This is a genomic window from Kitasatospora sp. NPDC050543, assembly GCF_044457565.1.
Classification (GTDB): Bacteria; Actinomycetota; Actinomycetes; order Streptomycetales; family Streptomycetaceae; genus Kitasatospora.
Genome location: NZ_JBITGZ010000004.1, coordinates 269,098 through 293,312 on the forward strand (window position 1 = coordinate 269,098; position 24,215 = coordinate 293,312).

General features: G+C 73.6%; 19 protein-coding genes and 1 pseudogene. 11 read left to right on the plus strand and 9 right to left on the minus strand.

Going from position 1 to position 24,215, the window contains the following annotated elements; all coding sequences use genetic code 11:
* The 3 genes from ACIBH3_RS07150 to ACIBH3_RS07160 form a co-directional block, all read right to left on the minus strand.
* The coding region (locus ACIBH3_RS07150) for a serine/threonine-protein kinase (protein WP_396310889.1) at window positions 1-928 on the minus strand (928 nt) is incomplete at its 3' end.
* Window positions 929-930: 2 nt separating this feature from the next.
* Entirely contained in the window at window positions 931-3,207 is a 2,277-nt protein-coding gene (locus ACIBH3_RS07155; RefSeq protein ID WP_396310890.1) for a protein kinase, read from the minus strand.
* 246 nt (window positions 3,208-3,453) lie between these two features.
* Window positions 3,454-5,361, minus strand: a complete 1,908-nt coding sequence (locus ACIBH3_RS07160; RefSeq protein ID WP_396310891.1) for a hypothetical protein — start codon at window positions 5,359-5,361, stop codon at window positions 3,454-3,456.
* A gap of 502 nt (window positions 5,362-5,863) precedes the next feature.
* Between ACIBH3_RS07160 and ACIBH3_RS07165 the strand changes: the two genes are divergently transcribed.
* Both ACIBH3_RS07165 and ACIBH3_RS07170 read left to right on the plus strand, forming a co-directional pair.
* Window positions 5,864-6,703 (plus strand): hypothetical protein, encoded by an 840-nt coding sequence (locus ACIBH3_RS07165; protein ID WP_396310892.1) that lies wholly within the window; start codon window positions 5,864-5,866, stop codon window positions 6,701-6,703.
* A gap of 518 nt (window positions 6,704-7,221) precedes the next feature.
* Window positions 7,222-8,451, plus strand: coding sequence for an aromatic acid exporter family protein (locus ACIBH3_RS07170; RefSeq protein ID WP_396310893.1), 1,230 nt, complete (start codon window positions 7,222-7,224; stop codon window positions 8,449-8,451).
* Window positions 8,452-8,831: 380 nt separating this feature from the next.
* Here the strand turns inward: ACIBH3_RS07170 and ACIBH3_RS07175 are convergent, their stop codons facing one another.
* Complete coding sequence (locus ACIBH3_RS07175) at window positions 8,832-9,734, minus strand: LysR family transcriptional regulator (RefSeq protein WP_396310894.1); 903 nt, start codon at window positions 9,732-9,734, stop codon at window positions 8,832-8,834.
* 87 nt (window positions 9,735-9,821) lie between these two features.
* On the opposite strand from ACIBH3_RS07175, the gene ACIBH3_RS07180 reads away from it, so the two are divergent.
* Together ACIBH3_RS07180 and ACIBH3_RS07185 are read left to right on the plus strand one after the other, a co-directional pair.
* A complete protein-coding gene (locus tag ACIBH3_RS07180) occupies window positions 9,822-10,805 on the plus strand; it encodes a reductase (protein ID WP_396310895.1) in 984 nt (327 codons plus the stop codon).
* A gap of 26 nt (window positions 10,806-10,831) precedes the next feature.
* Window positions 10,832-11,035 (plus strand): annotated as a pseudogene (locus ACIBH3_RS07185) (aldo/keto reductase); the annotation flags it as partial.
* Between the two features lie 64 nt (window positions 11,036-11,099).
* Here ACIBH3_RS07185 and ACIBH3_RS07190 read toward each other — a convergent pair.
* Complete coding sequence (locus tag ACIBH3_RS07190; protein WP_396310896.1) at window positions 11,100-11,948, minus strand: patatin-like phospholipase family protein; 849 nt, start codon at window positions 11,946-11,948, stop codon at window positions 11,100-11,102.
* A gap of 84 nt (window positions 11,949-12,032) precedes the next feature.
* On the opposite strand from ACIBH3_RS07190, the gene ACIBH3_RS07195 reads away from it, so the two are divergent.
* Window positions 12,033-12,593 (plus strand): TetR family transcriptional regulator, encoded by a 561-nt coding sequence (locus ACIBH3_RS07195; RefSeq protein WP_396310897.1) that lies wholly within the window; start codon window positions 12,033-12,035, stop codon window positions 12,591-12,593.
* Window positions 12,594-12,878: 285 nt separating this feature from the next.
* Here the strand turns inward: ACIBH3_RS07195 and ACIBH3_RS07200 are convergent, their stop codons facing one another.
* The gene (locus ACIBH3_RS07200; protein WP_396310898.1) at window positions 12,879-13,106 is read right to left on the minus strand and encodes a hypothetical protein; all 228 of its coding nucleotides are present in this window, start codon (window positions 13,104-13,106) and stop codon (window positions 12,879-12,881) included.
* A 373-nt stretch (window positions 13,107-13,479) separates the two neighbouring features.
* Complete coding sequence (locus ACIBH3_RS07205) at window positions 13,480-14,097, minus strand: GPP34 family phosphoprotein (RefSeq protein WP_396310899.1); 618 nt, start codon at window positions 14,095-14,097, stop codon at window positions 13,480-13,482.
* Between the two features lie 309 nt (window positions 14,098-14,406).
* Between ACIBH3_RS07205 and ACIBH3_RS07210 the strand changes: the two genes are divergently transcribed.
* The 3 genes from ACIBH3_RS07210 to ACIBH3_RS07220 all read left to right on the plus strand — a co-directional run bounded on the left by ACIBH3_RS07210 (window position 14,407) and on the right by ACIBH3_RS07220 (window position 16,308).
* Entirely contained in the window at window positions 14,407-14,583 is a 177-nt protein-coding gene (locus ACIBH3_RS07210; RefSeq protein ID WP_396310900.1) for a hypothetical protein, read from the plus strand.
* Window positions 14,584-14,678: 95 nt separating this feature from the next.
* On the plus strand, window positions 14,679-15,230 hold the full coding sequence (locus ACIBH3_RS07215) for a YciI family protein (protein ID WP_396310901.1): 552 nt from the start codon (window positions 14,679-14,681) through the stop codon (window positions 15,228-15,230).
* A 412-nt stretch (window positions 15,231-15,642) separates the two neighbouring features.
* The gene (locus ACIBH3_RS07220; protein WP_396310902.1) at window positions 15,643-16,308 is read left to right on the plus strand and encodes a DUF4389 domain-containing protein; all 666 of its coding nucleotides are present in this window, start codon (window positions 15,643-15,645) and stop codon (window positions 16,306-16,308) included.
* Window positions 16,309-16,629: 321 nt separating this feature from the next.
* Here the strand turns inward: ACIBH3_RS07220 and ACIBH3_RS07225 are convergent, their stop codons facing one another.
* Window positions 16,630-17,343 (minus strand): helix-turn-helix domain-containing protein, encoded by a 714-nt coding sequence (locus ACIBH3_RS07225; protein WP_396310903.1) that lies wholly within the window; start codon window positions 17,341-17,343, stop codon window positions 16,630-16,632.
* Between the two features lie 279 nt (window positions 17,344-17,622).
* On the opposite strand from ACIBH3_RS07225, the gene ACIBH3_RS07230 reads away from it, so the two are divergent.
* From ACIBH3_RS07230 to ACIBH3_RS07240, 3 genes are all read left to right on the plus strand, one after another.
* Window positions 17,623-20,373 (plus strand): GNAT family N-acetyltransferase, encoded by a 2,751-nt coding sequence (locus tag ACIBH3_RS07230; RefSeq protein ID WP_396310904.1) that lies wholly within the window; start codon window positions 17,623-17,625, stop codon window positions 20,371-20,373.
* A gap of 66 nt (window positions 20,374-20,439) precedes the next feature.
* A complete protein-coding gene (locus ACIBH3_RS07235; RefSeq protein ID WP_396310905.1) occupies window positions 20,440-21,240 on the plus strand; it encodes an HAD family hydrolase in 801 nt (266 codons plus the stop codon).
* Between the two features lie 235 nt (window positions 21,241-21,475).
* On the plus strand, window positions 21,476-22,165 hold the full coding sequence (locus ACIBH3_RS07240; RefSeq protein ID WP_396310906.1) for a response regulator: 690 nt from the start codon (window positions 21,476-21,478) through the stop codon (window positions 22,163-22,165).
* A 109-nt stretch (window positions 22,166-22,274) separates the two neighbouring features.
* On the opposite strand, the gene ACIBH3_RS07245 is transcribed toward ACIBH3_RS07240, so the two are convergent.
* Complete coding sequence (locus ACIBH3_RS07245; protein ID WP_396310907.1) at window positions 22,275-23,966, minus strand: GAF domain-containing protein; 1,692 nt, start codon at window positions 23,964-23,966, stop codon at window positions 22,275-22,277.
* Between the last annotated feature and the right edge of the window lie 249 nt (window positions 23,967-24,215).

The window sequence follows — 24,215 nt, forward strand, 5'->3', positions numbered from 1 at the left end:
CCGACGGTTCCCCCGGCTGAGGCCCGGTCGGTGGCGGCGTGGAGGCCGCCGGCGGAGCCAGTACCGCCGCCGCCTCCTCGATCGCCGCGACCAGCACCGGGTGCAGCCAGGTCCCCGGCGTCAGCGGCATGACTCCCTGGGAGACGGCGAGCTGCTGCGGCGTCGGCCGGTCTCCCGGGGCCTTGGCCAGGCAGGCCGCGACCAGCAGCCGTACCCCGCCCGGCATCGCCGTGAGGTCCGGCTCCTCGCTGACCACCTTGCGCAGGACCTCCAGTGCATGCCCGCCGTCGAACGGCCCGGTCCCGCCGGAGGCCGCGAACGCGAGGGTCGAGCCCAGCGAGAACACGTCGCTCGCCGGGCTCACCAGGTCCCCCATCACCTGTTCCGGCGACATGAAGGCGGGCGAGCCGATGATCGCGCCCTCTTCGGTCAACGCGGTGCCGTCGGCCGCCCGGGCGATGCCGAAGTCGATGATGTGCGGCCCGTCCAGCGCCAGCAGCACATTGCTCGGCTTGAGGTCCCGGTGGGTCAGGCCGACCGCGTGAATGTTCCTCAGCTCCTCGGCGATTCCGGCCGCCAGGATGCGCAGGACATGCTCGGGGAACGCGCCGACCAGCCGCACGGCCTCGTCCAGCGCGACCCCCGGCACGAAGGCGGTGGCCATCCACGGGAGGGGCGCTTCGGTGTCGGCGTCGACCACCGGGGCGGTGAAGGCCGACGAGGCGGCCCGGGCCGCCGCCACCTCGGCCCGGAAGCGCGCACGGAAGCTCGGGTCGTCGGCCAGCTCCGGCCGGATCAGCTTGACTGCGACGGTCCGCCCGCCGGCCGACCGGCCGAGGTAGACCGTCCCCATGCCTCCGGCGCCCAGCCGGCCGAGCAGGGCGTACGGGCCGATCCGGGCAGGGTCGGTGGGATCCAGCCGGCGCATGTTCAGGCCCCCTTCGCGGGTAGCGAGGTGATCGTCTGGGTGGTGGTGTCGGAGACGCAGAGCCGCCCGGCGCCGGCCGTCCAGGCCAGCTTCGACGGGTCCTTGCCCTTCAGCCCGGAGTACTTCCAGCGGGCCTTCCCGTTCGCCGGATCGAGGGCCCACAGCACAGCGTCCGCGCCCATCCGGTAGACGTTGCCGTCGGCGCACAGCAGGCGGGCGCCGGCGGCGCCGCCGGCCGGGCCGTCGAGCACCAGGGGCGTCCTTGGGCCGGTCCGGCCGTTCGCCGGATCCAGGGTGCCCAGCGAGAACCCTCCGTCCGCGTCCTTCCATAGGCAGTACAGGACGCTGCCGTCCTCGCTGGTGGGGAAGCCGTCGCCGCGCAGGGAAGCCCCGAGGACGCCGTTCACGGTCCACGCCGGGCTGCCGTCCTTCGGATCCAGGGCGATCAGTGCGCCGGCCGTGTCGGGGGCGAGGAAGTACTGCCCGGCGGCGGCGACGCCGAACGCCGCGAGCTTGCGGGTCCAGGCGACCTCGCCCTTGGCGTCCAGGGCCTTCAGCTGGTCGAGATTGGAGATCACGACGCGGTCGCTGCCCGGCAGCAGCGCGGCCTGGGCCACGAGGGCGTCCTCGCCGTGGAACCAGAGGGTCCGGCGGGCCGTGAGATCCACCGCCCAGACATGGCTCCCTCCCGCCAGGAGTCCACGGTCCGAGCCGTCGCCCATGCCGAGCAGGTAGGCCTTGCCGGCGCGGATACCGGTGAAGGAGATCTCGCCCAGGGAGTTCTTCTGGTTCTGCGCCACCTTCCAGTCGAGCTTCCCGTCGGCCAGGTCGAAGCTCAGAAGTTCGGGCGCCAGCGCCGTCCCCCCGGAGACGTAGAGCCGGCCGCCGTCCAGCTGGGCGACGGGCCGTGGGGTGTTCGGGTCGATCGCGAAGACGCTGCCGGCGGCGGCCCCGTCCACCGTCCACTTGGTCCGGCCGCTGTCGTCCACGCCCCAGATCTGCTGGATGGAGACGCACACCACCACGCCGTCGGCGGAGAGCACCTGCGGGCAGGGCTTCTGCTGGGTCACCTGCCAGAGCGGTCGGGCCTCGGGGACATCGGTGCCGGACGGGCGAATGAGGGGAGCCGACGTGCCGCTGGTCGCGCCGGTGTCATCGCTGCCGGTCAGCAGGGCGCTCGCGGTGGCGGCCCCCGCCGCGAGCACGCCGCCGCCCATGCCCAGCAGCACCGCCCGGCGGCTCGGGCGGCGGCCGGGCGCCACGTCCTCGGGTGGGCGGCCCCCCGGGAACGGCGGTGGCGGGCCCTCAGGTGAGTCCTTCGGCGGGTCCTCCGGTGGGCCCGGCGGCGGTTCGGGCAGCGCGGTCAGGACGCCCCGGAGGACGACCACGTCGGACGCGACGGCCGGCGGGAGCCAGCCGCCCGCGGGGGCCGGGCGGCCGATCCGCTCGACGAAGTCGACGAGCTGGTGTGGTTCCGGGCGGTATGCCGGATTCTTGGCCAGGCAACCGGCGACCAGGTGCCGGACGCTGTCCGGCAGTCCGCTCAGGTCCGGTTCGGTGTTCACCACGCGGAACAGCACGGCCGCCCCGGCGCCGTCACCGAACAGGCGGCTGCCGAGCGCCGCGTAGGCGACCGTCGAGCCGAGCGAGAACACGTCGCTCGCCGGGGTGAGCGGCTCCCCCAGCGCCTGCTCCGGCGACATGTACGCCGCCGAGCCGATGACCGCCCCGGTGGTGGTGAGCCCGGCGCCGTCGGCCGCGCGAGAGATGCCGAAGTCGATGACGTGCGGCCCGTCGAGCGCCAGCAGCACATTGGCGGGCTTGAGGTCACGGTGGATCAGCCCGGCCCGATGCACCTCGGTGAGTGCCTCCGCCAACCCGGCCGTCAGCGCCCGCACGGTCTCCTCGGGCAGCGGGCCGTGCCGGGCCACCGCCTGCTGGAGCGAGACGCCGACCACGAACGCCGTCGCCATCCAGGGCGTCGGCGCCTCGGTGTCGGCGTCCACCACGGGCGCGGTGAACGCGCCGGAGACCTGACGTGCCGCCGCGACCTCCTGCCGGAAACGCGCGCGGAAGGACCCGTCCTCGGCGAGATCCGGCCGCACCACCTTGACCGCGACGGCCCGCCCGCCGACCGACCGCCCGAGATACACCGCACCCATGCCACCGGCCCCGAGCCGCCCGACGAGCGTGTACGGACCGACCTGTCGTGGGTCCGCGGCCCCAAGTTGCTCCAACGCTTCCCCCTCGAGTGAGCCCTCACAGGCTAGGGCGAACACAGCGGGTACGGCAGGCGATCACCGCATTCCCGTGCCAAGCCCGACGGGGAGGGGAGCCGGCCACCCAGACCTGTCCGCCCGGCCCAGTGGCCGTCACCGGTGAGGGCCGCCCGGCCGTCGCGCCGGTCGCACCACCGGTGGCCCTGGGCGGCGGCCGTGCCCGGGGCACGCATCCGGCGGGTCGAGGGACGAACGACACGGGTGGTGAGGGCGCACCGGCCGTGCCCGGCCACCAGGGGCGATTGCTCACCAGGGGCGTTCGGTGCCGCAGACCAGGGCCCACTCGTCCCCGTTGAGGTTCGCGCACCACAGCCGGCCGTCGTCGAGTCCGTGCTGGTACCCGGCGAGGCTCCTGTTCACCGGTGCGCAGTCGGTGGGCCCGGCCGGATCGAACGCGGGACACTTCCCGTTCTCGTTCACGAGAATGTGGGCGCGCCACGCGTCCACACCCATGTCGAGCACGCCCGGGTCGGTGCTCGGCATGAAGCGGTCGGCCGACCAGGAGGCGCCCATCGCGGCGAACAGCGCCACGGCGCAGACCGCCCCGGCCGCGAGCCGATCGGTGACGGCCGGCAGCACTCGGATTCCGGCCTGTGCCTGCGGCGCCGCCCGTCCGCCGGCCTGTGCCTGCGGCGCCGCCCGTCCGCCGGCCTGTGCCTGCGGCGCCGCCCGTCCGCCGGCCTGTGCCCGGACTCCGGCCTCGGCCTGCTCCGCAGCCTGCTCGCCGCCGTCCCGCAGCAGCGTCCCGGCCCAGGCGATGGCCCGGTCCGCGGCGAACATCAGGCCGAGCACCGCGAGAATCATCAGGCTGTACAGGATGAGCCAGGTGGTCCGCGGGAAGAGCTGGACGGCCTTCTCCTGTGCCATCTGCGAGGCGAACCAGAAGCGCAGCAGCCAGGCGCTGATCAGGGTCGCCGCCACCGTACGCACCGCGATGCTGCTGCGCAGCCCCAGGCCCAGCGCCAGGGCCGCCCCGGCGAGCAGCAGCAGCGTGTAGGCGCTCTGCCCGGCGAGCTCGCCGCGCCACGGCCAGTCGTGATACGTCAGCCGGCCGGCCCGGTCGGAGGCCCAGCCCATGATGTAGGCCGGGTCGACGTACGCCGAGATGTAGGCGTACCGGTCCTTGGCCTGGGCGCCCAGGTGCACCAGCTGGTACAGCAGTGGCGCCGCCACGACACCGGCGCTCAGCAGCGTCGTGCCCGCGAAGAGCAGCGCGGGCCTGAGCAGCGCGGCGCCCTTGTGCCACGGGATCAGCAGGAGTGTCAGCACGAGGACGCCGGGTGCCGCCCAGACGAACCAGCCGGAGTACCAGAGGAACATCAGGCCGAGTGAGACGCCGAAGCCGGTACTTCGCAGCAGATTCGTTCGCAGCGCAAGCTCGTCCGCCCGGTGCAGCTCGCGCAGGCAGGCGGCCAGCAGCGGGACCATCACCAGCAGGGTGCCGTGACTGTAGGGGCGGATCGGGTCGAGGAAGAGGATCGCGCTCGGTACGGCGATCAGCAGCGCCCAGAACGGGCGCAGCAGCAGCCGCCAGGCGAGGTAGGCCATCGGGCCGACCAGCGCGCTGCAGATCAGCTGGAGGTCCTTCATGGCGTAGCCGACGCCGCCGATACCGCCGTGGAAGAGCTTGCCCCAGATCGCCAGCGCGGCGGGGAACCCGGGCGGGTAGACGCCGGGCAGGCCCTTGCCGCGCAGCATGTCGTTGGCCATGCCGATGAGGTTGCCCGGGTCGCCCTCCTGGCCGCCGAGGCCCCACTGGGTGCCGTTCAGCGCGACGGCGATGCCGCCGGCCACCGCGCCGGTCGCGAACCCCGCGACGGCGGCGCAGACCAGCCGCTGGACGAGCTCGTGGCGGCGCAGGTGGCCGCGGTACGCGCTGTACAGCAGTACCGCCAGGATGGGCAGGCCCACGAGGGCGGCGTACTGCTGGAGCGCGGCCAGTCCGCTGACCTGGCCGATCCGGTTCAGCGGGTTCACGTTGATCCGGGTGCAGAGCAGCGCGAAGCCGAACGCCGCCGCGACCGACACCGCGGCCTCGATCGAGCGGACCAGCAAGGGCTTCGCCAGTAGGCCCCTGCTCGCGGAGTCCGACGCGTCGGCCGGGTTCTCCTCCGGATCGGAGTCGCCGACCAGACGGGGAGCCAGATCAGTCATGTCAGTTCACTTCCACGAGGTGGCGCCGATTGCCCCGCGAGCACGCGGCGTCGGCTCTGGCGCGAGCCGGTGACGTCCTGGAGGGTCTTGGGGAGCGGTGGTGCGGTGCGGGTGAGGTCCGGCCCGGTCGCGACGGCCCGACGATTCAGCTGCCCTGGCCGGCCGGGGGTGCGGCCGGTTGGCCTGAGGCGAAGCGGGGTGCGCCGGCGGAGCTGATCGGGACGGAACGCGGCCCAACGGCTGGAGCACCCGTAGGTAACCACGTCGACCGCTTCGATCCGAGCCCTGTCCTCGGCCAGGTCATGCGGTCCTCGGCCGAACGGGTAGCGAGTCCACCCGGCTGGCGGAGGTCAGGCCCTCGGCGGACCAGCCGGGATCCGGGCGGGTGGGCGGAGCCTCACCGCCTGGACGAACGGCGCCCTCGGACGCGACTCCTGGCGCGGCCCGCGCGACACGGCACGCGCCACCCTCACCGTCCCACCTGCGGCGCTACGCTCACCGGATGGGCCGACCCGATGAGCGCGCCGAAGGCGCCGGACCGTTCACCACCAGGCTGACCTGGCGTCCGGTCGGGGGCGGTTCGGCGATCTGGGAGTCCCGCCTCGCCCGCAAGCGGGGTGTGCTCCGGATCCGTACCGAGCGGGGCGGCGAGCACCGGGCCGAGCCGGCCGACACCGCGACGCTGCGGCGGCTGGGCCGGCTGAACGCGATCGCCGCCGCCGCGTTCACGGTCGGCGGCGCCCTGTTCGCGCTCGGCGCGGCGCTCACCCAGCTGGACTCGGTGAGTGCGCGGGAGAGCGCCACGATCTACTTCGCCGGGGGTCTGTTCTTCAACACCGGCGGCTACGTCTCACTGCTTCAGGCGGTCAACGCCCCGCGTCCGGGCACCGGGACGGACGCGCTGGTGTCCGCCGGATGGCGGTGGTGGAGCTACGAGCCGATGCGGATCGACTGGCTGAGCACCTTCGTCCTCTTCGCCGGAACGCTGGTGTTCGGCGTCAACCTGCTGGACTCCTTCCTCACCGGGCTCACCACCCAGCAGGTGAACCGGCTGATCTGGGCGCCCGACATCATCGGCTGCGCGCTGTTCCTGATCTCCGGGCACCTGGCGATCACCGAGGTCTGCCACCGCGGCCCGTGCCGGGGGCCGCGGAGTCTGGCCTGGTGGATCGTGATGGTCAACCAGCTGGGCTCGGTGCTCTTCCTGGTCTCGGCGCTGGCCGCGTTCACCCGCCCGGAGACCGGCAGCCTGGTGAACGAGGGCATCGCCAACTGGGGCACCTTCGCCGGGGCGCTGTGCTTCTCGGTCGGTGGTGTGCTGCAGTTCTTCGAGCGGCCTTAGCTCCCCGGGGAGGGGGACAGATCGGGTGCCGTCAGGTGCCCGTGCTCTCGGCGGAGGATGACAGGGCGACAGTTGGTGTGCGGCGCTGCACCCCGCGCGTGATCACCACATCAACCACGCAGCGCAGGGGACCGGGGTGTCCGCATGAACGACGAAGCACGGGCGGGTGAACCCGGACCTGACCGGCGGATTCGCCGCGACCGGCCGGGTACGCCGCCGGCCCTGGCCGCCTGCGGTATCGGCGTGGCCCTGCGCGTCGGCCGACCGGACGGCGCCGCCGGCTCGCGGCAGACCATCCCACCCCGATGACGGAGCCGGCCGGGTCCGCGACCTGGTGCGGCGTCACGGCAGGAGCGCCACCCGGTTCTGGTGGGGGCTCGGGCCGGGCGCAGGAGCGGCCTCGCCGGAACGCAGGCAGGCGTGGGCCGCTCACGGGGGCGTGCCGCCCCGCAGTGACCATCCGGGTGTGAGATCCGCCCGCACAGGTGTGACGGCCCCGCGGCGGGAAGAAGAGAGGCATGCCCGGTGTACGCGAAACAGTGACCGAAAGAGTCCGCAAGGGTCTCAACGACCCGGTCGTCCACCTGACGATCCGCGCGACGGCGGCGTCGACCCTCGCGTACGTCGTCGCGCTCCAGCTCAGCAGCGAACCGGCGCCGCTGACCGCCCCGCTGACGGCACTGCTCGTCGTCCAGGTCACCCTGTACTCCACCCTGACGACGAGCATCCGCCGGGTGAACTCGGTCGTGGTCGGCGTCATCATCGCCATCGGCTTCAGCTCCGTGATGGGCCTGTCCTGGTGGAGCCTGGGCCTGATCATCCTGGCCTCGCTGACCATCGGCCAGTTCGTCCGTGTCGACGAGTTCGTCAACGAGGTCGCGATCAGCGCGATGCTGGTCCTCGGGGTGACCAGGCTCGCCTCCCAAGCCTGGGACCGCGTCCTGGAGACGCTCATCGGGGCGGGCGTGGGGCTCCTGTTCAACCTGCTGTTCGCCCCGCCCGTCTGGGTGGACACGGCGGGCGAGTCCATCGAGGACCTCGCCCGCCGCGCCCGCCACCTCCTGGTGCGCATCGGCGAGGAGCTGAGCGGCCCCACGCCGGTCGAACGCGCCGCCGCCCGCCTCCACGAGGCCCGGGAACTCGACCAGGCCATCGCCGAGGTCGACGCGGCCCTCCGGCAGGCGGAGGACAGCCTGCGGCTCAACCCCAGGATCAGCGAGGGCCTGCTCTCCAGGCTGGTCCTGCGCACCGGCCTGGACACGCTGGAGATCTGCGTCGTGGTCGTACGCGTCCTGGCCCGCTCGCTCACCGACCTCGCCAAGCGCCGGGAGCAGGGCGAGGAGCTGTTCGAGCCCGCCGTGGCCCTGGCGCTGGAGGAACTGCTCACGCACGTCGGCGGAGCACTCGTCAGCTTCGCCGTCCTGGTGACGACCCAGGTGAGCAGCAACGCGGAGGAAGCGGAGAGCCGCCTCACCGCGGAGCTCTCCGCCGCGCTGGCGAGCCGGGACAAGGTCGCGGACATGCTGCTCCGGAAGATCCAGGAACATCCGCGGGCGTGGCAGCTGCACGGCGCGCTGCTGGCGGAGGTCGACCGCATCCTGGACGAACTCGACCTGGAGCACCGCTCCAAGCGTCTGATGGAGGAACTCGACCGGGCCTCCGCCGCCAACCAGGAGCGGTTCACCCGGCTCGGCAGGCTCCGGAGGTTCGCCCGCGGCGAGCGCCTGACCGGCGTCGACGAGTCCTGAGGCCGGCCAACCCCACGCCGCGCGGCGGGGGCCGTGCCGCCTCGCCCCCTCTTCCTTCTCCTCCCGCCTCCGGCGTCATCCCGATGGCCCTGGCCCGGCCGCGCCGGCCCGCGCCGGACCGGTGGTACGCACCGTCGCCGAATGCCTGCACGCCGTGGTGTGGCAGGGCGCCGTCGGCATCCCTGACCGACTACCCGGCCAGCCGGGTCGTCCTGGCCTGGCCCGCGGCCGCCCCCGACCCCACGGTGCTGGCCTTGGTAGCGGCCGCCGTCACCGCTGCGCCCCCCGCGCGGCCGGCCGCCGGCGAGATCGCCTGACGGTGAATAGGTGGACGGCACCGCTCGGGGGGTCCGTCTGACTCCTCGCCTCAGCGGCAGTCCTCAGCCCCCCGTCGCCTGTAGGTGCAGGTGCCGGGCGAGCGCCTCGGCGTACGGTTGCGGGCGGCGGCGCCCGGCGCGGGCGATGCCGAAGTGCCGGGTCGGGCGCGGTGGCCGGACCGGCACGACCTGGGTGCCGGGCAGCGCCGGGTCGAGCGCCACGTACGGCACCAGGGAGACACCGACACCGGCGGCGACCAATGAGCGGGCGAAGAAGTAGTCGGTGGTGGAGCCCGCCACCTGGAGTTCGAAGCCCGCCAGGGCCGCATGCCGGCGCAGGAACACCTCGGTCTTCAGGCAGCCCAGCACCCAGCGCTCATCGGCGAGTTCGGCGAGGTCCACGGCCTCCCGCCCGGCCAGCCGGTGCCCCTGCGGCAGTACCACCGAGAGCGGGTCGTCCATCAGCGGCGTCCAGTCGAGCCCGGAGCGGTCACCGGGGAGCACCGGCAGCGGCCCGTCGAAGTGGTACGCGAGCGCCAGGTCGGCGACGCCCTCACGGACCATCGGCAGGCTGTCCTCGGGTTCCCGCTCCAGGATGCGCAGTTCGACCTCCGGGTGCTCGGCCGCGAACCGGGCCAGCGCGGCGGGCAGCAGATGCCGCCCGCCGCTGGTGACCGTGGCGAGCGTGAGCAGGGGACGGGCCGCGCCGAGCCGGCCGATCTGCTCCTGTGCGTGCCGTAGTTCGGCGGAGATCGCGGTGGCCGCCTCCACCATGAGCCGCCCGGCCTCGGTGAGCCGCACCCCGCGGGTCGAGCGCTCCACCACCGGTGTGCCCAGACCCCGCTCGAGCGCCGCGACCTGCTGTGACACGGCGGAAGGCGTGAGCAGCAGGGCGGCCGCGGCCTGGTTGAAGCTCCCGTGCTCGGCGACCGCCTGGAGCACCGTGAGGCGTCGGATGTCGATCACGGCACTCTCCGGTCAACAGCTGTTCTGATGACGTGTTCAGTAGATCGGTAGTTCTGCTGATGACGATACGCCAGCAGAGTGAGGGCCATGAGAAACGTCTGCGTCATCGGCGGAAGCCGCTACTTCGGCCGGCACCTGGTCACCCTGCTGCGGGACTCCGGCACCCGCGTCACCCTGGTCAACCGCGGCTCCGCAGCGCCGCCGCCCGGCGTCGAGCACCTGCTCGCCGACCGCTCGGACGAGACGGCGCTGACCGTCGCCCTCGGCGGCCGCACCTTCGACGCGGTGATCGACCAGGTGCTCTACACGCCCGTTCAGGCCGCCGTGGCCCGCACGGTGTTCGCCGACCGGACGAATCGGTACGTGATGACCTCGACGATGGAGGTGTACGACCCGGCGACGTCGCCTCTGGTGCGCACCACCCCGGGCGTGCCGGTGGCCGAGGAGGCCGTCGATCCGTCCCGCTGGCCGGTGGACCCGGCCCTGCCGTGGCAGGACCCGGAAGCGCTCGCCCGCCGCTTCGACGAGGCGACCCGGTACGCGGAGGGCAAGCGGCAGGCCGAGGCGGTACTCGCCCAGGACCCGCCGTTCTCCTGGGCGAGCGTGCGCAGCGCCCACGTCCTCGGCGGCGGCGCCCGGGACTTCACCGGCCGGCTGGCCCACTACGCGGAGCGGATCGCGGCCGGCCGCCCGGTCGCCGTACACGCGAGTCCCCAGCCGACGTCCTTCGTCCACCACGAGGAGATCGCAGCCGCCCTCGCCCACGCCGCCGGCTCCGACGCCGTCGGCGCGGTGAACGCCTCCTCGGGCGACACGCTGGACGCGGTCGCGCTCGCCGAGCTGGTCGCCGACCGCCTCGGCATCACCGCGCGCTTCGTGGTGACCGAGGGTACGGACGTCTCGCCGTTCTCCTTCGACCGCTGGTACCCGATGGACAACCGGCGCGCCACGGCTCTCGGCTTCCGCTTCTCGCGCCCGGCCGACTGGCTGCCCGCCGCGGTTGCCGAGGCCGTGAGCGGAGCCGTGACCGAGGCCGGGTCAACGACCACCATCGTTGGAAAGGCGGCCTGACATGCGACAGCGCACCATGGGCGGTCTTCCATCGGATCGCCGCCGAGCGCGGTGTCTCACCCCAACAGGTCGGCCTCGCCTGGCTGCTGGCCCTTTCGCCCACCGTCATCCCGATCCCCGGCGCCCGCCGCGTTGCCAGCATCCGTGACTCCGCAGCGGCCGCCTCGCTCACACTCGACCCGGCGGAGCTGGCGGCGCTCTCCGAACCGCTCAGCCAGCCGCGTACCTGATCGCCCGCCGGACCGCGGCCCGTGTCACCGGGCCCGGCGTCCGCACCACCGACCTGATCGCCGATCAGCCAGCGTCGGCTGCTGTCCCCCACGTGGAACGGAGTTGCGCGTGGACGTCGCCGGCTTGGCGCAGACCCGCCTGGTAGGCCGGTTCCCAGGCGGCCAGGTCCCCCAGGTCCGAGCCGAATGCGAGCACCGACGCCGGATCGGGGCCGATGGTCACCACGGTGTCCGCCCCCACGGCCGCCAGCTGGCGGTCGAGTGGCTCGCGGGGAGAGAGGTGAGCCATCGGCTCGACCACGACCAGCGTGCGGGCACCGGCCGCGAGATCGGCGTTGGGGCCCGCACGCAGCGCGCCGTCCATGTACCGTCGGCCGTCGATGGCAACGGGCGGCGCGGCCCCGGGGAAGGCGCTGCTCGCCGCCACCGCGTGCACCAACGGCACGCCGCTGTCGCGGTCCCACGCCACGGGCTCACCGGTGGTCGCGTCCACGGCGGTGATCACCAGTCGCCGTTCCGGCCACGCGTCCGCGCGGATCAGGGCGGCGCGCCCCGCAATCAGCGCCTCATCGGCCTCCGGGTCGGTGCCGTCGAGCGCGAGCCGGCCGACGCGGCGCCTGGCCTCACCGGGTTCCAGGCTGCGGTCGCCGAGCACGGCGAACACCGCGCCCATCCGCGCGGGGTCCGCCTTGGGCCGGTGAGCGGCCGGGCGAGCCGAAGTCGCGAGCCGCCCCGGGTCCTGCCCGGTGGCGAGCAGCGCTCCGACGATCGCGCCGGCCGACGTGCCGACGGTCAGGTCGGCTTCGCCCAGATCCACGCCGTCGCGGCGCAACCCGTGTGCCAAACCGGCCATCCACGCCGTGCCGGCGTGGCCCCCGGGGCCCAGGACGAGTGCTCGGTCGAATGTGTGCATGGTGTCTCCCCCTCGTTGTTGAAACAGTCGTACCATATACTCGCTGGCGCTGTTCAGGTCCGAGTTCCCGAGAGGAGATCCACCGTGGGGCGACCCGCAGATCCCGCCCGGCGCGAGCGCACACTGGCACGGGCGACCGACTACGTGCTGGCGCACGGCCTGGCCGGGCTGAGCCTGCGACCGCTGGCCGCGGCCCTCGACACCAGCCCACGGATGCTGCTCTACGACTTCGGCAGCAAACAGGAGTTGGTCGCCGCTGTCCTCGCCGAGGCCCGTCGCCGAGGTGCGATGCGCCTGGCCGGACACCCTCCGCCGCACGCGGCCTCCGTGCAGGAGCGGCTGCGCGGCATCTGGGCGTGGATCAGCGCGGACGAGCGTGCGCCGTTCGTCCGGCTGTTCTTCGAGGTGCACGCCGACGGCCTGGTCCACCCGGAGACCTACCCCGACCAGGGCGAGGCGATCACGGACTGGTTCGACACTCTCGGTGCCACCTTCCGCGACGTCTCCACCGGCCCCGACGACACCGTCACGCCCACGTTGGTCATGGCCGTGGTCCGGGGCCTGCTGTTCGACCTCACAGCCACCGGGGACCGCCGGCGCACCGATCGCGCGCTGGACCGCTTCGCCGAACTCCTGGGGCAGTGAAGCCGCTCAGCTTCCACAGCAGCGCTTCGCGGGTGGCGGTCGAGATCCGCGTCCTTCGGCCTGCCCCCTCGCTGCCCGGACGCACGACGTTGCCCTGACCCAGGACCGGTGACCGCGCACCCGCCCGCTTCCACCCGGGCGGGTGCGCGGTCACTCCGGTGGGCGGTCCGCACGCCAGGCCTCTGCCCGGTGCGCGGACCGCTCACAACCTCGCGCAGGGCGGCCACAGACGACGGCTGCCAGCGGGTGGTCCCTGCTCCGCCGACCCGCGTGGCGGTGCCGGTCCTACCCGGCCGCGACGGTGCTGTCGGTCCCGTTGTACGAACCGACCGCGTTGTCGCCGCCGACGTTGAAGATGTCGCCCCCGGCGAGCTGGTTCCCGTCGCCGATGACGATCGCCCAGGGCGCGGGCGTGGCGTAGTAGTTGATGTCGGCGACGGCGACCCCGGACAGAGCGGCCGTACCCGCGGCGGTGGCGGCCACGACCAGAGCCAGCTTGATGATGTGCTTCACGATGTTCCCTTCGTCGACGGTGTCACGGTGACAGTAGGGTTCACGCCGCGCACCGCCAGGGAACCTCCCCGCCTGGCGTGTCGACCATGATCGGCACCCGCAGGACGTCAACGCGCCTTTCCTCCCAGGGGTGTTCACCCACTGCTCCGCTCCACGTCGGGGGCCGCAGGGCGAGCGCGACCACCCGCCCGGCCGACGTCCCGCGCGCAGGAAGACGCATCCACGGCCGGCGGAGGACCCGGGAGTTCCGGGTCCGTCCCGGGCGGAGCAGGAAGCACGGACCCCGCGCTCCTCGGTCACGGTGGCGAGAGCCCGTTGCTCTGGGCGGTCCTCCCGGGGCGAGGCCTACCCGGTGCGGCCGCGGGTACGGCCGTCATCCGACCCCACCGCGCCAGATGTTGTCGAAGGCCGCGTCCTCGATGGCCCGGCGCCGCCGGACGGCGTCCAGTTCCCTGACCGCGTCGTTGACGGCGGCGAGCACGGTCGCCGCGGCGTCGTCGGTGACGTCCGGCGAATCGCCGGTTCGGGTGTCGTCGATTCCGGCGGCTGCCGCGAGTGCGGTGAGGACGGGGTCACGCGACGTCCAGCGGTCCGCCGCCGCGCGGTGGGCGGGGGCGTCGGCGGGCACCCCCTGACCGGCCCTGAACGGCATCCTGTGGCGGCGTTGCCGGCTGGGCTGTCCTTCGGCCGCAAGGGCGTCCAGGTAGGCCGCTGCCAGGCCCCGGCCTCGGCGCCACAGCCATTCGTCGACCGATTCGTACGGCGCCTGTCTGACGAGTGATGACGCGGCTTGGTCAAGGAGGCGGTCCGTGATCGTCGGCCGGTAGCCCGGCACGATGTGATCGTCGTCGTCCAGCCGGACGGCCTGGGCACCGAGAAGGTCGATCAGCTCGGCCCCCGCGAGCGCGAGCGACAGCTCGCCTTGTTCAGGAGGATGACCGGACTCCGCGTCCAGGGCGACGATCAGCAGATCCTGCGGTGTGGTGGTCATGGGCGGCCCAACGTCCGGGGCATCAGCGGTGATGTGTCGACGAGTGGCGGTCCGGCACCCGGTTGTGTGCCGCCGAGGGCTGGCGCACATCCTCGGCCCGCGCTCCCGTGCCCGCCGCGCGCGGGACGTGGCAGGCCTGCCGCCGCCGTGGCGAGCGGCCGCAATCCGTGCCGCTGAGATCGGACGGCCACGTTCGGACGGCCGGCATGTTGCCAGGCTACGACCGCTCGGGCCGAGCCGCAGGCCGGGCGGGCGGCGGCACTGCCGGCAGGCCCCGGGCCACCGGGGTCATCCGGCACACCGGTCACCGTGCTCGACACCGGCTCCTTCGCGACCGTCCGGCAGAGCGAGGTCACCGGTCACCCGACGATGTCCACCGACGGGATCGGCTTCGTCCTCGGCGCGGCCGGCAGGGTCTCCCGGAGCACCGTCACCGGCAACACCGGCCGCCGTTCGGACAGCCGGTGCGGCCCGGGCCCTGGCTGACGATCAGCATCCCGGGGCGAGCTGCCGGTGCCGGTGATGAACGTCGCCGGGAAACCCGCTCGACGTGACTGCCTCGTTGCGGAGATCATGCGGGCATGGAGTTCTTCGCTCACCACCGCGACCGGCCCGGCTCCGAGGGGCTGCGCGAGGAACTGCTGGAGGATCACTGGTCCTACATGGACCGGTACGCGGCGGAGATGATCGCCCGCGGCCCGACCCTTGCCGACGACGGCGGCACGCCCACCGGCAGCGTGCACATCGTCGACCTGCCGGATCCCGCCGCCGCCCGCGCGTTCGCCTTCGACGAGCCCGGCTACCAGGCCGGCGTCTACCGGGACGTACTCCTGCGGCGGTGGCGCAACCTGCTGGGGCGCACCATGTGGGACTTCCCGGGTGGCCGAACCGGCGGCAAGCGGTACCTGGTGCTCGGCCTCGGTTCGGGGCGGGCCGCCGACCTCGCCGTGCCGTCCGACCGGGACGAGTTGATCGCCTACGGCCCGCTGCTGTCCGACGACGGCGCGACCTGGCTGGGGACGGCGGTGTTGGTCCGGGCGCCGGATCCGCTGACGGCACGCGCCATCCTGACCCCCGGTCGGTATGCCGACATCGAGGTGCACAACTGGCAGTTCGGCGGACGGCCGTCCTGATCGGAGAATGTCCGGCCGCCGTCGCCGAGGCCGTTCGGGTGGCTCAGCATCCTGTTTGACCCGGACACGCGGATGCGTCGGCGTGACGCGTGGCAGTGGAAGGGTGGGTTCGCGCGCTGAGAACCGCGGTGAAGACCGCCTCGGGCACGTCACGGTCGGCGGGTGGCCGGCGCGATGTCACGAGTGGATCAGGAACGCGGGCTGCCACCTCGTTCGCCCCTGCCTCGTTCCGTGCTTCCATCCTGCCCCGCGTGCGGCGCTCCGGCATCGGTCCACGGCCCACAGGTCCCCTCCGGACTTTCGGGATCTCCCGGCCCCGGCGAGCATGGAAGGGAGCGAGAACGCGCCGAGTCGGTGCACCCGAGCGTGGCCAGGGGCGCCCGGTGACGTGCTGCTCAGGAGGTGATCGCCCATGGTCGCGACCGATTCGCCGCCGGTCCGGGTCGAAGCCCGGCTCGACGCACCGCTCTCGCGATGGCTCTGGCTGGTGAAGTGGATCCTGGTCATCCCGCACTGGATCGTCCTGTGCTTACTCTGGGTGGCCTTCGTCCTGCTGACCGTGGTCGCGTTCTTCGCGATCCTCTTCACCGGGCGGTACCCACGCGCGATCTTCGACTTCAACCTGGGCGTCCTGCGCTGGTCCTGGCGCGTCTCGTACTACTCGTACGGGGCCCTCGGCACCGACCGCTACCCGCCGTTCAGCCTCGGCGAACACCCCGAGTATCCGGCGACGTTGGACATCACCCCACCGAAACAGCTCTCGCGCGGCCTGGTGCTGGTGAAGTGGTGGCTGCTGGCGATCCCGCAGTACCTGGTGGTGGCGACCTTCGTCGGGGGCTTCCACGAGGGCTGGGGCGGTGGCGGCCTGATCGCGCTGCTGACGTTGTACGCGGGTGTGGCCCTCGCCGTCACCGCCACCTACCCGGCCGGCATCTTCGACCTGCTGGTGGGCATGAACCGCTGGGTGTTGAGGGTAGCCGCCTACGCCGCCCTGATGACCGACGTCTACCCGCCGTTCCGCCTGGACCAGGGTGGCACCGAACCGGTGCCCGGAGCGGTCGGCCGACCTGGCCCGTGAACCCGCCGCGCCGTCCCGGCCGGACGTGGCGGACATGCGCCGTCCCGGCACAGCGCCCGGCGCAGGCCTGGGGCAGGGCCGACCCGCGCCTCGGCCGAGCAGCACGACCTCCCGCCGGTGCCCGGTGCGGCCGAGGAGATGGAGCGCCTGCACGCCTGTGGGCCCGTCACCTTCGGCGGCAGCGTCACGGCCGGGGCTCCCGGGTTCACCGCGCACAGCCTGGTACGGCACGGGAAGGGCGGGGCTTCCGCAACCCCGAGCACATCCGCCGCTGGGCCCACGAAGGCGCCGGCCGACCCGCTCTGTGCCGGGCCCGCGCCGTCACGGGCGCCGGCCGGCAGCCCCGGGGCCGTCCGCGCGGATGACACGGCCGGTGATCGAGCGCGGGCTGATCCGGACCCAGATGTCGCGGGCCTCGTCCCCCACCCACGGGCGGGGGTCCGCGTGCCGGCCGAACCAGACGACGGACTCCGCCTCGGTGACCTGTCTCGCCGGGCCGACGAGGAGCACGCTCCACCCGTGGCTCAGCGCCTCGTCGAGATGGTCGACCTCGAAGGCGACCGTGTGCCCGAGGGCCCTGGCCGGAGTGCTTCCCGCGCGTGTGCGGTAGAGCACGGCGCCGTCCAGGGTCCGGTAGTTGACGGGGATCACCCGAGGTCCGTCGGGCGTGGTGAGAGCCACCCGCCCCACGCCGCCGGGGGCCAGCTTCGCCCAGCATTCCCAGGGCTCCAACTCCGCGAGCACGGGGACGGCAGCCGGCGCGCCCTGCCCCGGCGGACCGTCGAGGCCACCGCCCAACAGATACCGGACGGACGTGTCCAGGGCGCCTGCCAGCCTGGTGACCGTCCCGGTCTCGACGGTGTCCGGGCACGACTCCAGGTACTCGATGTAGTTGGCCGCCATACCGGCGCGGTCCGCCACCTCCGCAGCGGTCAGGCCCAGCTGCTCACGGCGGTGAGCGACCCTGCGGCCCACATCCCCCGGACCGGTCGGTCCGGCCTGCGGGTATCTGCTCCCCGTGCTGAACATGAACATGTCGGCCTCCCGTCGAGCCGCCGCGGAGCCTCCCGCTGAGCCGGCGCGGACTCCTTCTCCACCCACGCTGGTACGTCCGCAGGGGCAGGGGGAGGGCCGAACGGACCCTCCCGTGGGGTCTGCCGGCCCGATCGCCGGCGGGTGGGCAGGCGCGCGGTCCGGTCGGCCCGGCCTTGCGGGCCGACCGGCCCTGTCCACGGCCCCCGATGGAGGTGAGCCTGGAAGCCACGAGGTGACCAGGGTGCCCGGCGTCCCCTGGCCGGACCGAGGGAGCGCACGATGCCCACCACCGAGTACCCGCCGCCCACCGCCGAGGCGCTGCTGGCCGACGGCACCACCGCCATCATCCGCCCACTCGGCCCGGCCGACCGCGACGCGGTCCTTGAGCTGCACTCCGCCCGGATGTCCGAGGCGAGCCGCCGCCTGCGGTTCTTCGGTGTCAGCCGCCGCGCGCCGGAGCTGGCGGCCGACCGGCTCTGCGGGCCACCACGGCCCGGGCTGCTCGCCCTGGGCGCATGGGTGGGAGCCGACCTGATCGGCGAGGCGGACTGCGAGACCACCGACGGCCGGGCCGACACCGCCGAATTGGCGCTCGCGGTCGCCGACACCTGGCAGCACCACGGAGTCGGGACCCTGCTCGTCGAGCATCTCGTCCACGCCGCCCGCGAACGCGGAATCCGCGAACTGGAGGCCGACACACTGGTCGGCAACCGGGCGGTCCACAAGCTCTTCTCCGACCTCGGTCTGCCCGTCCACCGCCATCTCGACCAGGGTGAGCTCAAGGTCCGCGTCCCGCTGGACGAGAACGACGAGCACTACCGCGAGGCCGTCGACGAACGCGGCCGGGCCGCAGGCGTCGCCAGCCTCACCGCGTTGCTGCGGCCCCGATCGATCGCCGTGATCGGCGCCTCCAGGCGGTCGGGGTCCGTCGGGCAGGCCGTCCTGCTGAAGATCCGCGAAGGCGGTTTCACCGGGGAGCTCTGGGCCGTCAACCCCTACGCCGACGAGGTCGCGGGCGAACCGGCCTTCCCCGATCTCTCCAGCCTGCCCGGCACGCCCGATCTCGCCGTGCTCGCCGTGCCGCCCGTGGTGGTCCCGGGCGCGGCACAGGAGTGCGGCCTGGCCGGCGTCCGCGCCCTCGTCGTCCTCACCTCGAACCTCGACGGCGGCCAGGCACGTCAGCTGATGCACGCCTGCCGCCGCCACAGCATGCGCCTGGTCGGCCCCAACAGCCTCGGCATCGCCCAGACCGACCCGGTGGTGCGGCTGGACGCCGAGTTCGGCGGAGCCCTCCCACTGCCGGGCACCGCCGGGATCGCCGTGCAGTCCGGGGGCGTCGGCATCGCCCTGCTGGAGCGGCTGGCCCGGCTCGGCATCGGCGTGTCCAGCTTCGTCTCGCTCGGCGACAAGTTCGATGTCAGCGGGAACGATCTGCTCCAGTGGTGGGAGAGCGACGGCCGCACCGACCTCGCCCTGCTGCACCTGGAGTCCTTCGGCAACCCGCGTGCCTTCTCGCGTACCGCCCGCCGGGTCACCCGGCGCATTCCGGTGCTGACCGTCGACGCCGGACGCTCCGTCGCCGGCCGCCGGGGCGCCGCCTCCCACACCGCGGCGGCGGCGACCCCGACCGTCACCCGGGAGGCGCTGTTCCGGCAGGCCGGCATCACCGCGACCCGCAGCATCGCCGAACTCGTCGAGACCGCCGCCCTCCTGCACGCACAGCCGCTGCCCCGCCCACGCGGGAACATCGCCGTGCTCTCCAACGCCGGCGGCATCGGCATCCTCGCCGCCGACGCCTGCGCCGAGGCCGGCGTCCCGCTGCTCGAACTCCCCTCGGAGCAGGCCGAAGAACTGCTCGACCTCCTGCCGGACGGCGCGAGCACCGGCAACCCGGTCGACACCACGGCGGCAGCCACCGCCGAGCACCTCCGCGCGTGCGTCGACCTGCTCGCCCGGAGCCCGGCCATCGACGGCCTGATCGTCTGCCTCGTCCCCACCGCGCTGGCCTCCGAGGACGGACCGGAAGCCATCCGGGCGCTGCTGGAGGGCCCCGCGCGCAGGCGCATCCCCGTCGCGATCGTCCAGGTCGGCCAGGAAGCGCCCGTGCGGTGTCTGAGCTGCGCCGACGGTGGCACACTGCCGTCCTACTCCGACCCCGCCGCCGCGGCCCGCGCCCTGGCCCACGCCCGCGACCGTGCCCGCTGGCTCGCCGAACCCCACCCCGAGCACGGCACGACCGCCACCGCGGACACCCCCTCCGCGGACACCCCCTCCGCCCGGCGCCTGACGGCGGACTTCCTGCGGAGCCGTCCGGAGGGTGGCTGGCTCGACCCGAAGGCCACCGCCGACCTCCTCGCCTGCTACGACGTTCCGCTCACCACCTCGATGTGGGCGCGGAACGAACAGGAGGCCCTGCACGCGGCCCGAACGCTGCGCCCCTACGGCCATGACGGCAGGGTCGTCCTCAAGGCCTACTGGCCCGACCAGGTCCACAAGAGCCGGGCCGGCGCCGTCCGTACCGGCCTGGCCACCGATGCCGACGTCCGCACCGCTTACTCCGGGTTCACCACGAGGTTCGGCGCTCGCATGGACGGCGCCGTGGTCCAGCCGATGGCCGCCCCCGGACTGGAACTGCTCGCCGGTATCGTCCAGGACCAGGTGTTCGGGCCCCTGGTCGTCCTCGGGCTCGGCGGGACCACGACCGACATCCTCGACGACCGCTCCGCCCGGCTCGCCCCACTCACCGAGCGCGACCTCACCACCATGGTCACCGAGCTGCGCGGAGCAGCCCTGCTGACCGGCACCCCCGTGGTGCCACCGGTCGACACGCAGGCGGTTCGGCACGTCCTCGCCGCGCTCTCCCGGATGGCGGCGGACCTGCCGCAACTCACCGAGGCGGACCTCAACCCGCTGATCGCCTACCCCGGCGGCCTCATCTGTGTCGATGCCCGCGTCCGCCTCGAACCCCGGCGCCCCTTCGACCCCTACCTGCGGCGGCTGCGCCGCCCGGCGATCAGCGAGGAGCCCTGAGATCAGCGAGGGCCCTGAGATCCGTGAACCACAGCTCCTCGACGACGCAGAGGGAGGAATGGAGGGATGACCACCGCTCGGCGGGCACGCCGACCGGCCCACCCGGGGCCGGCGGCTCTGATCGACGCCCGCCACACCGAGGGCGTCGTCATCGACACCGATGCCGTGCTCACCGACGCCCTGCCGCTGCGCAGCGCCGCCTGGGCCGAGACCATGCAGGCCTTCGCGGTGCAGTACGCCCACGTCACCGGCGACCGGCGGGCCCTGCGCCGCCCCGCGCAGCTGCCTGCCGACCGGATGGGCCAGCTCGACCGGGACATCGCCGCATCCCTGCTCCGGTTGCAGGGCGGCCGCATCGACCTCGCGGCCCAACACCTCGGCCCGTCCGAGGAAGACCTGATCTCCCTGTTGGCAGCTGAGAGCGACCGGCGTCTCCTGGACCTCGCGACCTCCCGTCCGGTGCGCTGCCGGCCCGGTGCCCGGCGCCTGCTTCGGGCGCTCCGCGCCGAGGCGGTGGCCGTGGCCGCGGTCTCCACCACCCGTCAGGGGGCTGCGTTGCTGCGTCGCTCCGGCCTGGCGGAGCTCGTCACGGTCTGCGTCGACGCCCGGGACGCCGAACACTACGGCCTCGCCGGACCACCTGGTCCCGCCATGCTCCGCTTCGCCCTGACGCTGCTTCACGCGCGGGCCGTACACGCCGTTTCGCTGGCCGGCACCTCGCTTCACCAGGCGGCTGCGCAGGAGGCCTCGTTCAGGCTCGGCATCCTCGTGCAGCCCGGCGACCGTTCGCCCTGCCCGGGCCCGGATCCCGCCGGTCGCGCGTGGGTGGAGCGACTCGACGAGGTCGTGGTCGGAACCCTTCGGTAGCAGGCGGCTGAACCTTGCGACCGAACCCGCGACGGTCCGGTTCAGCCGATCGGGACCACGGTCACAGACACTCCGCGTGCTGCACGACAACCTGGATCGCCGAACCGCAACCCGGCGGAGCCGCGACCTTCCGGGTGACTGCATGGCGCTCCGGGGCGGCCCGCGCACCGGTGCGGGACTGCCCGGGGCCGCGCAGAATCGAAGGAGACCGCATCTCCGCATCAGGGAGCCACCGATGGAACCGACTCGCCCCGGTGCACCCGAGGAGCCCGTGCGGGTCTTCCTCCTCGACGACCACGAGGTCGTGCGGCGCGGCGTGCGGGACCTGCTGGAGGCGGAGCCCGACATCGAGGTCGTCGGAGAGGCGGGTACCTGCGCCCAGGCGCTGGCGCGGGTACCGGCGCTCAGGCCGACGGTGGCCGTGCTCGACGTGCGACTGCCGGACGGAGACGGTGTGGGCGTCTGCCGCGAGCTGCGTGACCGGATGCCCGGGCTGGCCTGCCTGATGCTGACGTCCTTCGACGACGACGACGCCCTGCTGGACGCGATCATGGCCGGCGCGGCCGGGTACGTCCTGAAGCAGGTCAAGGGAGCGGACCTGGTCAGCGCCGTACGCACGGTGGCGTCCGGGCAGTCGATGCTGGACCCCGCCACCACCAGGAAGCTGATGGAGAGCCTTCGCCACCACGAGGAGAGCGACACGGACGCCCTCGCGCACCTGACACCGCGCGAACGCGAGATTCTGGCCCTCGTCGGTGAGGGGAAGACCAACCGCCAGATCGGCCGGGAGCTCTACCTGGCCGAGAAGACCGTCAAGAATCACGTCTCGCGCCTGCTCGCCAAGCTCGGCGTGGAACGCCGGCTCCAGGCAGCGGTGCTCGCGGCTCACGCCGACACCGAGCATCCGCCCAGGGGGGCGCACTGAGTCCGTCCGGCCCGGCGGAACAGCCGTTCGGCCCCTCACCTCCCACGGTCGTCGGCGCGGGGGCGGGCGTGCAGGCACGGGCGCCGTGCCGTCCGCGACGTCCTGGACGTCAGCGGTCCTTGAGCGGCACCCGCCACACCAGCCGGGTGCCGCCGTGCGGCAGCCGCTGCGGGTCGAAGGAACCCCCCAGAGCGGTGGCCCGATCGGTGAGGTTGGCGAGCCCGCTGCGCCGGCCCCCCGCCGGCAGTCCCACGCCGTCGTCCGTCACGGTGACGACCAGCTCCGGTCCGGCGTCCAGGGTCACGTCGACGCGGTGGGCGTGAGCGTGCCGGGCTGCGTTCGCCAAGGCCTCCTGGAGGACGGCCAGCGCCTCGTCCGCGACGTCCGGCGGCACCGCCACGTCCAGCAGTCCCGTCATCCGCAGGGCGGGGGAGAAGCCGAGGGTCGCGGCGGCCCGCTCGACCGCCTCCACGGCCCGGGCCCGCAGGCCCTTCGCCTGCGGGCCCCGCTCGTGGACCCGCAGGCCGAAGATCGTGGCGCGGATGGTCTTCGCCGTCTCGTCGAGGTCGTCGATCGCCCGCAGCACCCGGTCGGCGGCCTCGGGGTGGTCGATGAAGCGGGTGGCGCCCTGCAGGGTCATGCCGGTGGCGAAGAGCCGCTGGATCGCCAGATCGTGCAGGTCACGGGCGATCCGGTCGCGGTCCTGGAGGAGCCGGACCTGCTCCGAGTCGCGGCGCCGCTCCGCCAGCTCCATGGCGACCGCCGCCTGGGCCGCGAAGCCCGCCAACGGAACGGACTCGTCCTCCTCGAACAGCGGCCGGCCGGATGCCCGGGCGAGCATCAGCACGCCCCGGACACCGCCCTCGGCGGTCCCGATCGGTACCGCCACGGCCGGCCCGAGACCGGCCCAGCGCGGCGGCCCGGCGGTGATCCGTGGGTCCTGCTGCACATCGGTGCTCACCACCAGCCCGCCGCCGCGGACGGCCGCGCCGACGAAGGAACCGTCGACCGGCAGGACGAGGCCGCCGTGCTTCTGCGCATCGAGGCCGACCGCGATGCTCACCTCCAGCTCCTCGGCGCCGGGGACCGGCAACGCGACCACGGTGAGGTCCGCGTCGGCGATCTCGCCCGCACGCGCCACCAGGAGGTCGAGCACCTCCTGCTCCTGGCTGCCGGCGAGCAGCCGGTGGGTGATCTCGGCGCTCGCGGTCAGCCAGCGCTCGCCCAACCGGGCCCGGGAGTACAGCCGCGCGTTCTCGATGGCGACGCCCGCGGCGACGGCCAGGGTGGTCAGGACGGCCTCGTCCTCGGCGTCGAACTCGCGGCCGCCGCGCTTCTCGGTCAGGTAGAGATTGCCGAACACCCTGTCCCGTACCCGGATCGGCACACCCAGGAAGCTGTGCATCGGCGGATGACCGGCCGGGAAGCCGTAGGACGACGGGTGCTCCGTGATCTCCGCCAGCCGCAGCGGCTCGGGGTGGCGGATCACCTCGCCCAGCAGCCCGTGCCCGGACGGGAACGGACCGATCCGGCGTACCTGCTCGGCGCTCACCCCGACCGGGACGAACTGCGACAGCCGCCGGTCCTCCCCGATCACCCCGAGAGCCCCGTACTCGGCGTCCACCAGCGTCACCGCCGCCTCCACGATGTGCCGCAGCACCTGGGACAGCTCCAGATCCCGTCCGACCGACAGCACGGCCTCCAGCAGGCTGTGCACGCGGTCCCGGGCGCCCCTGGCGGCGTCCAGCCGCGCCTGCAACTCGTCCAGCAGATCATCCAGACGAAGCTGCGGCAGAGGCATCGAACCTTCTCCCGACGTGCTTCCCACCGGCTCCTCCGAGGATCGCCAGGTACTGGTCACCATCGCCAAGCCTAGATGCCGCGACGAGGACAGGACCGCAGCCGCGAGCGAGGTCGGGCCCGTCGGCCTGGGCCCATCGGCCCGGCCACAGGCCCGGCCGGCCCATGCGGCGTCGTGGCCCGCGGCGCACCCTGGAAGAGACCGGAGCAGCGGAGCCCAACCCGCACCGGGGTCGGACGGGAGTGAACG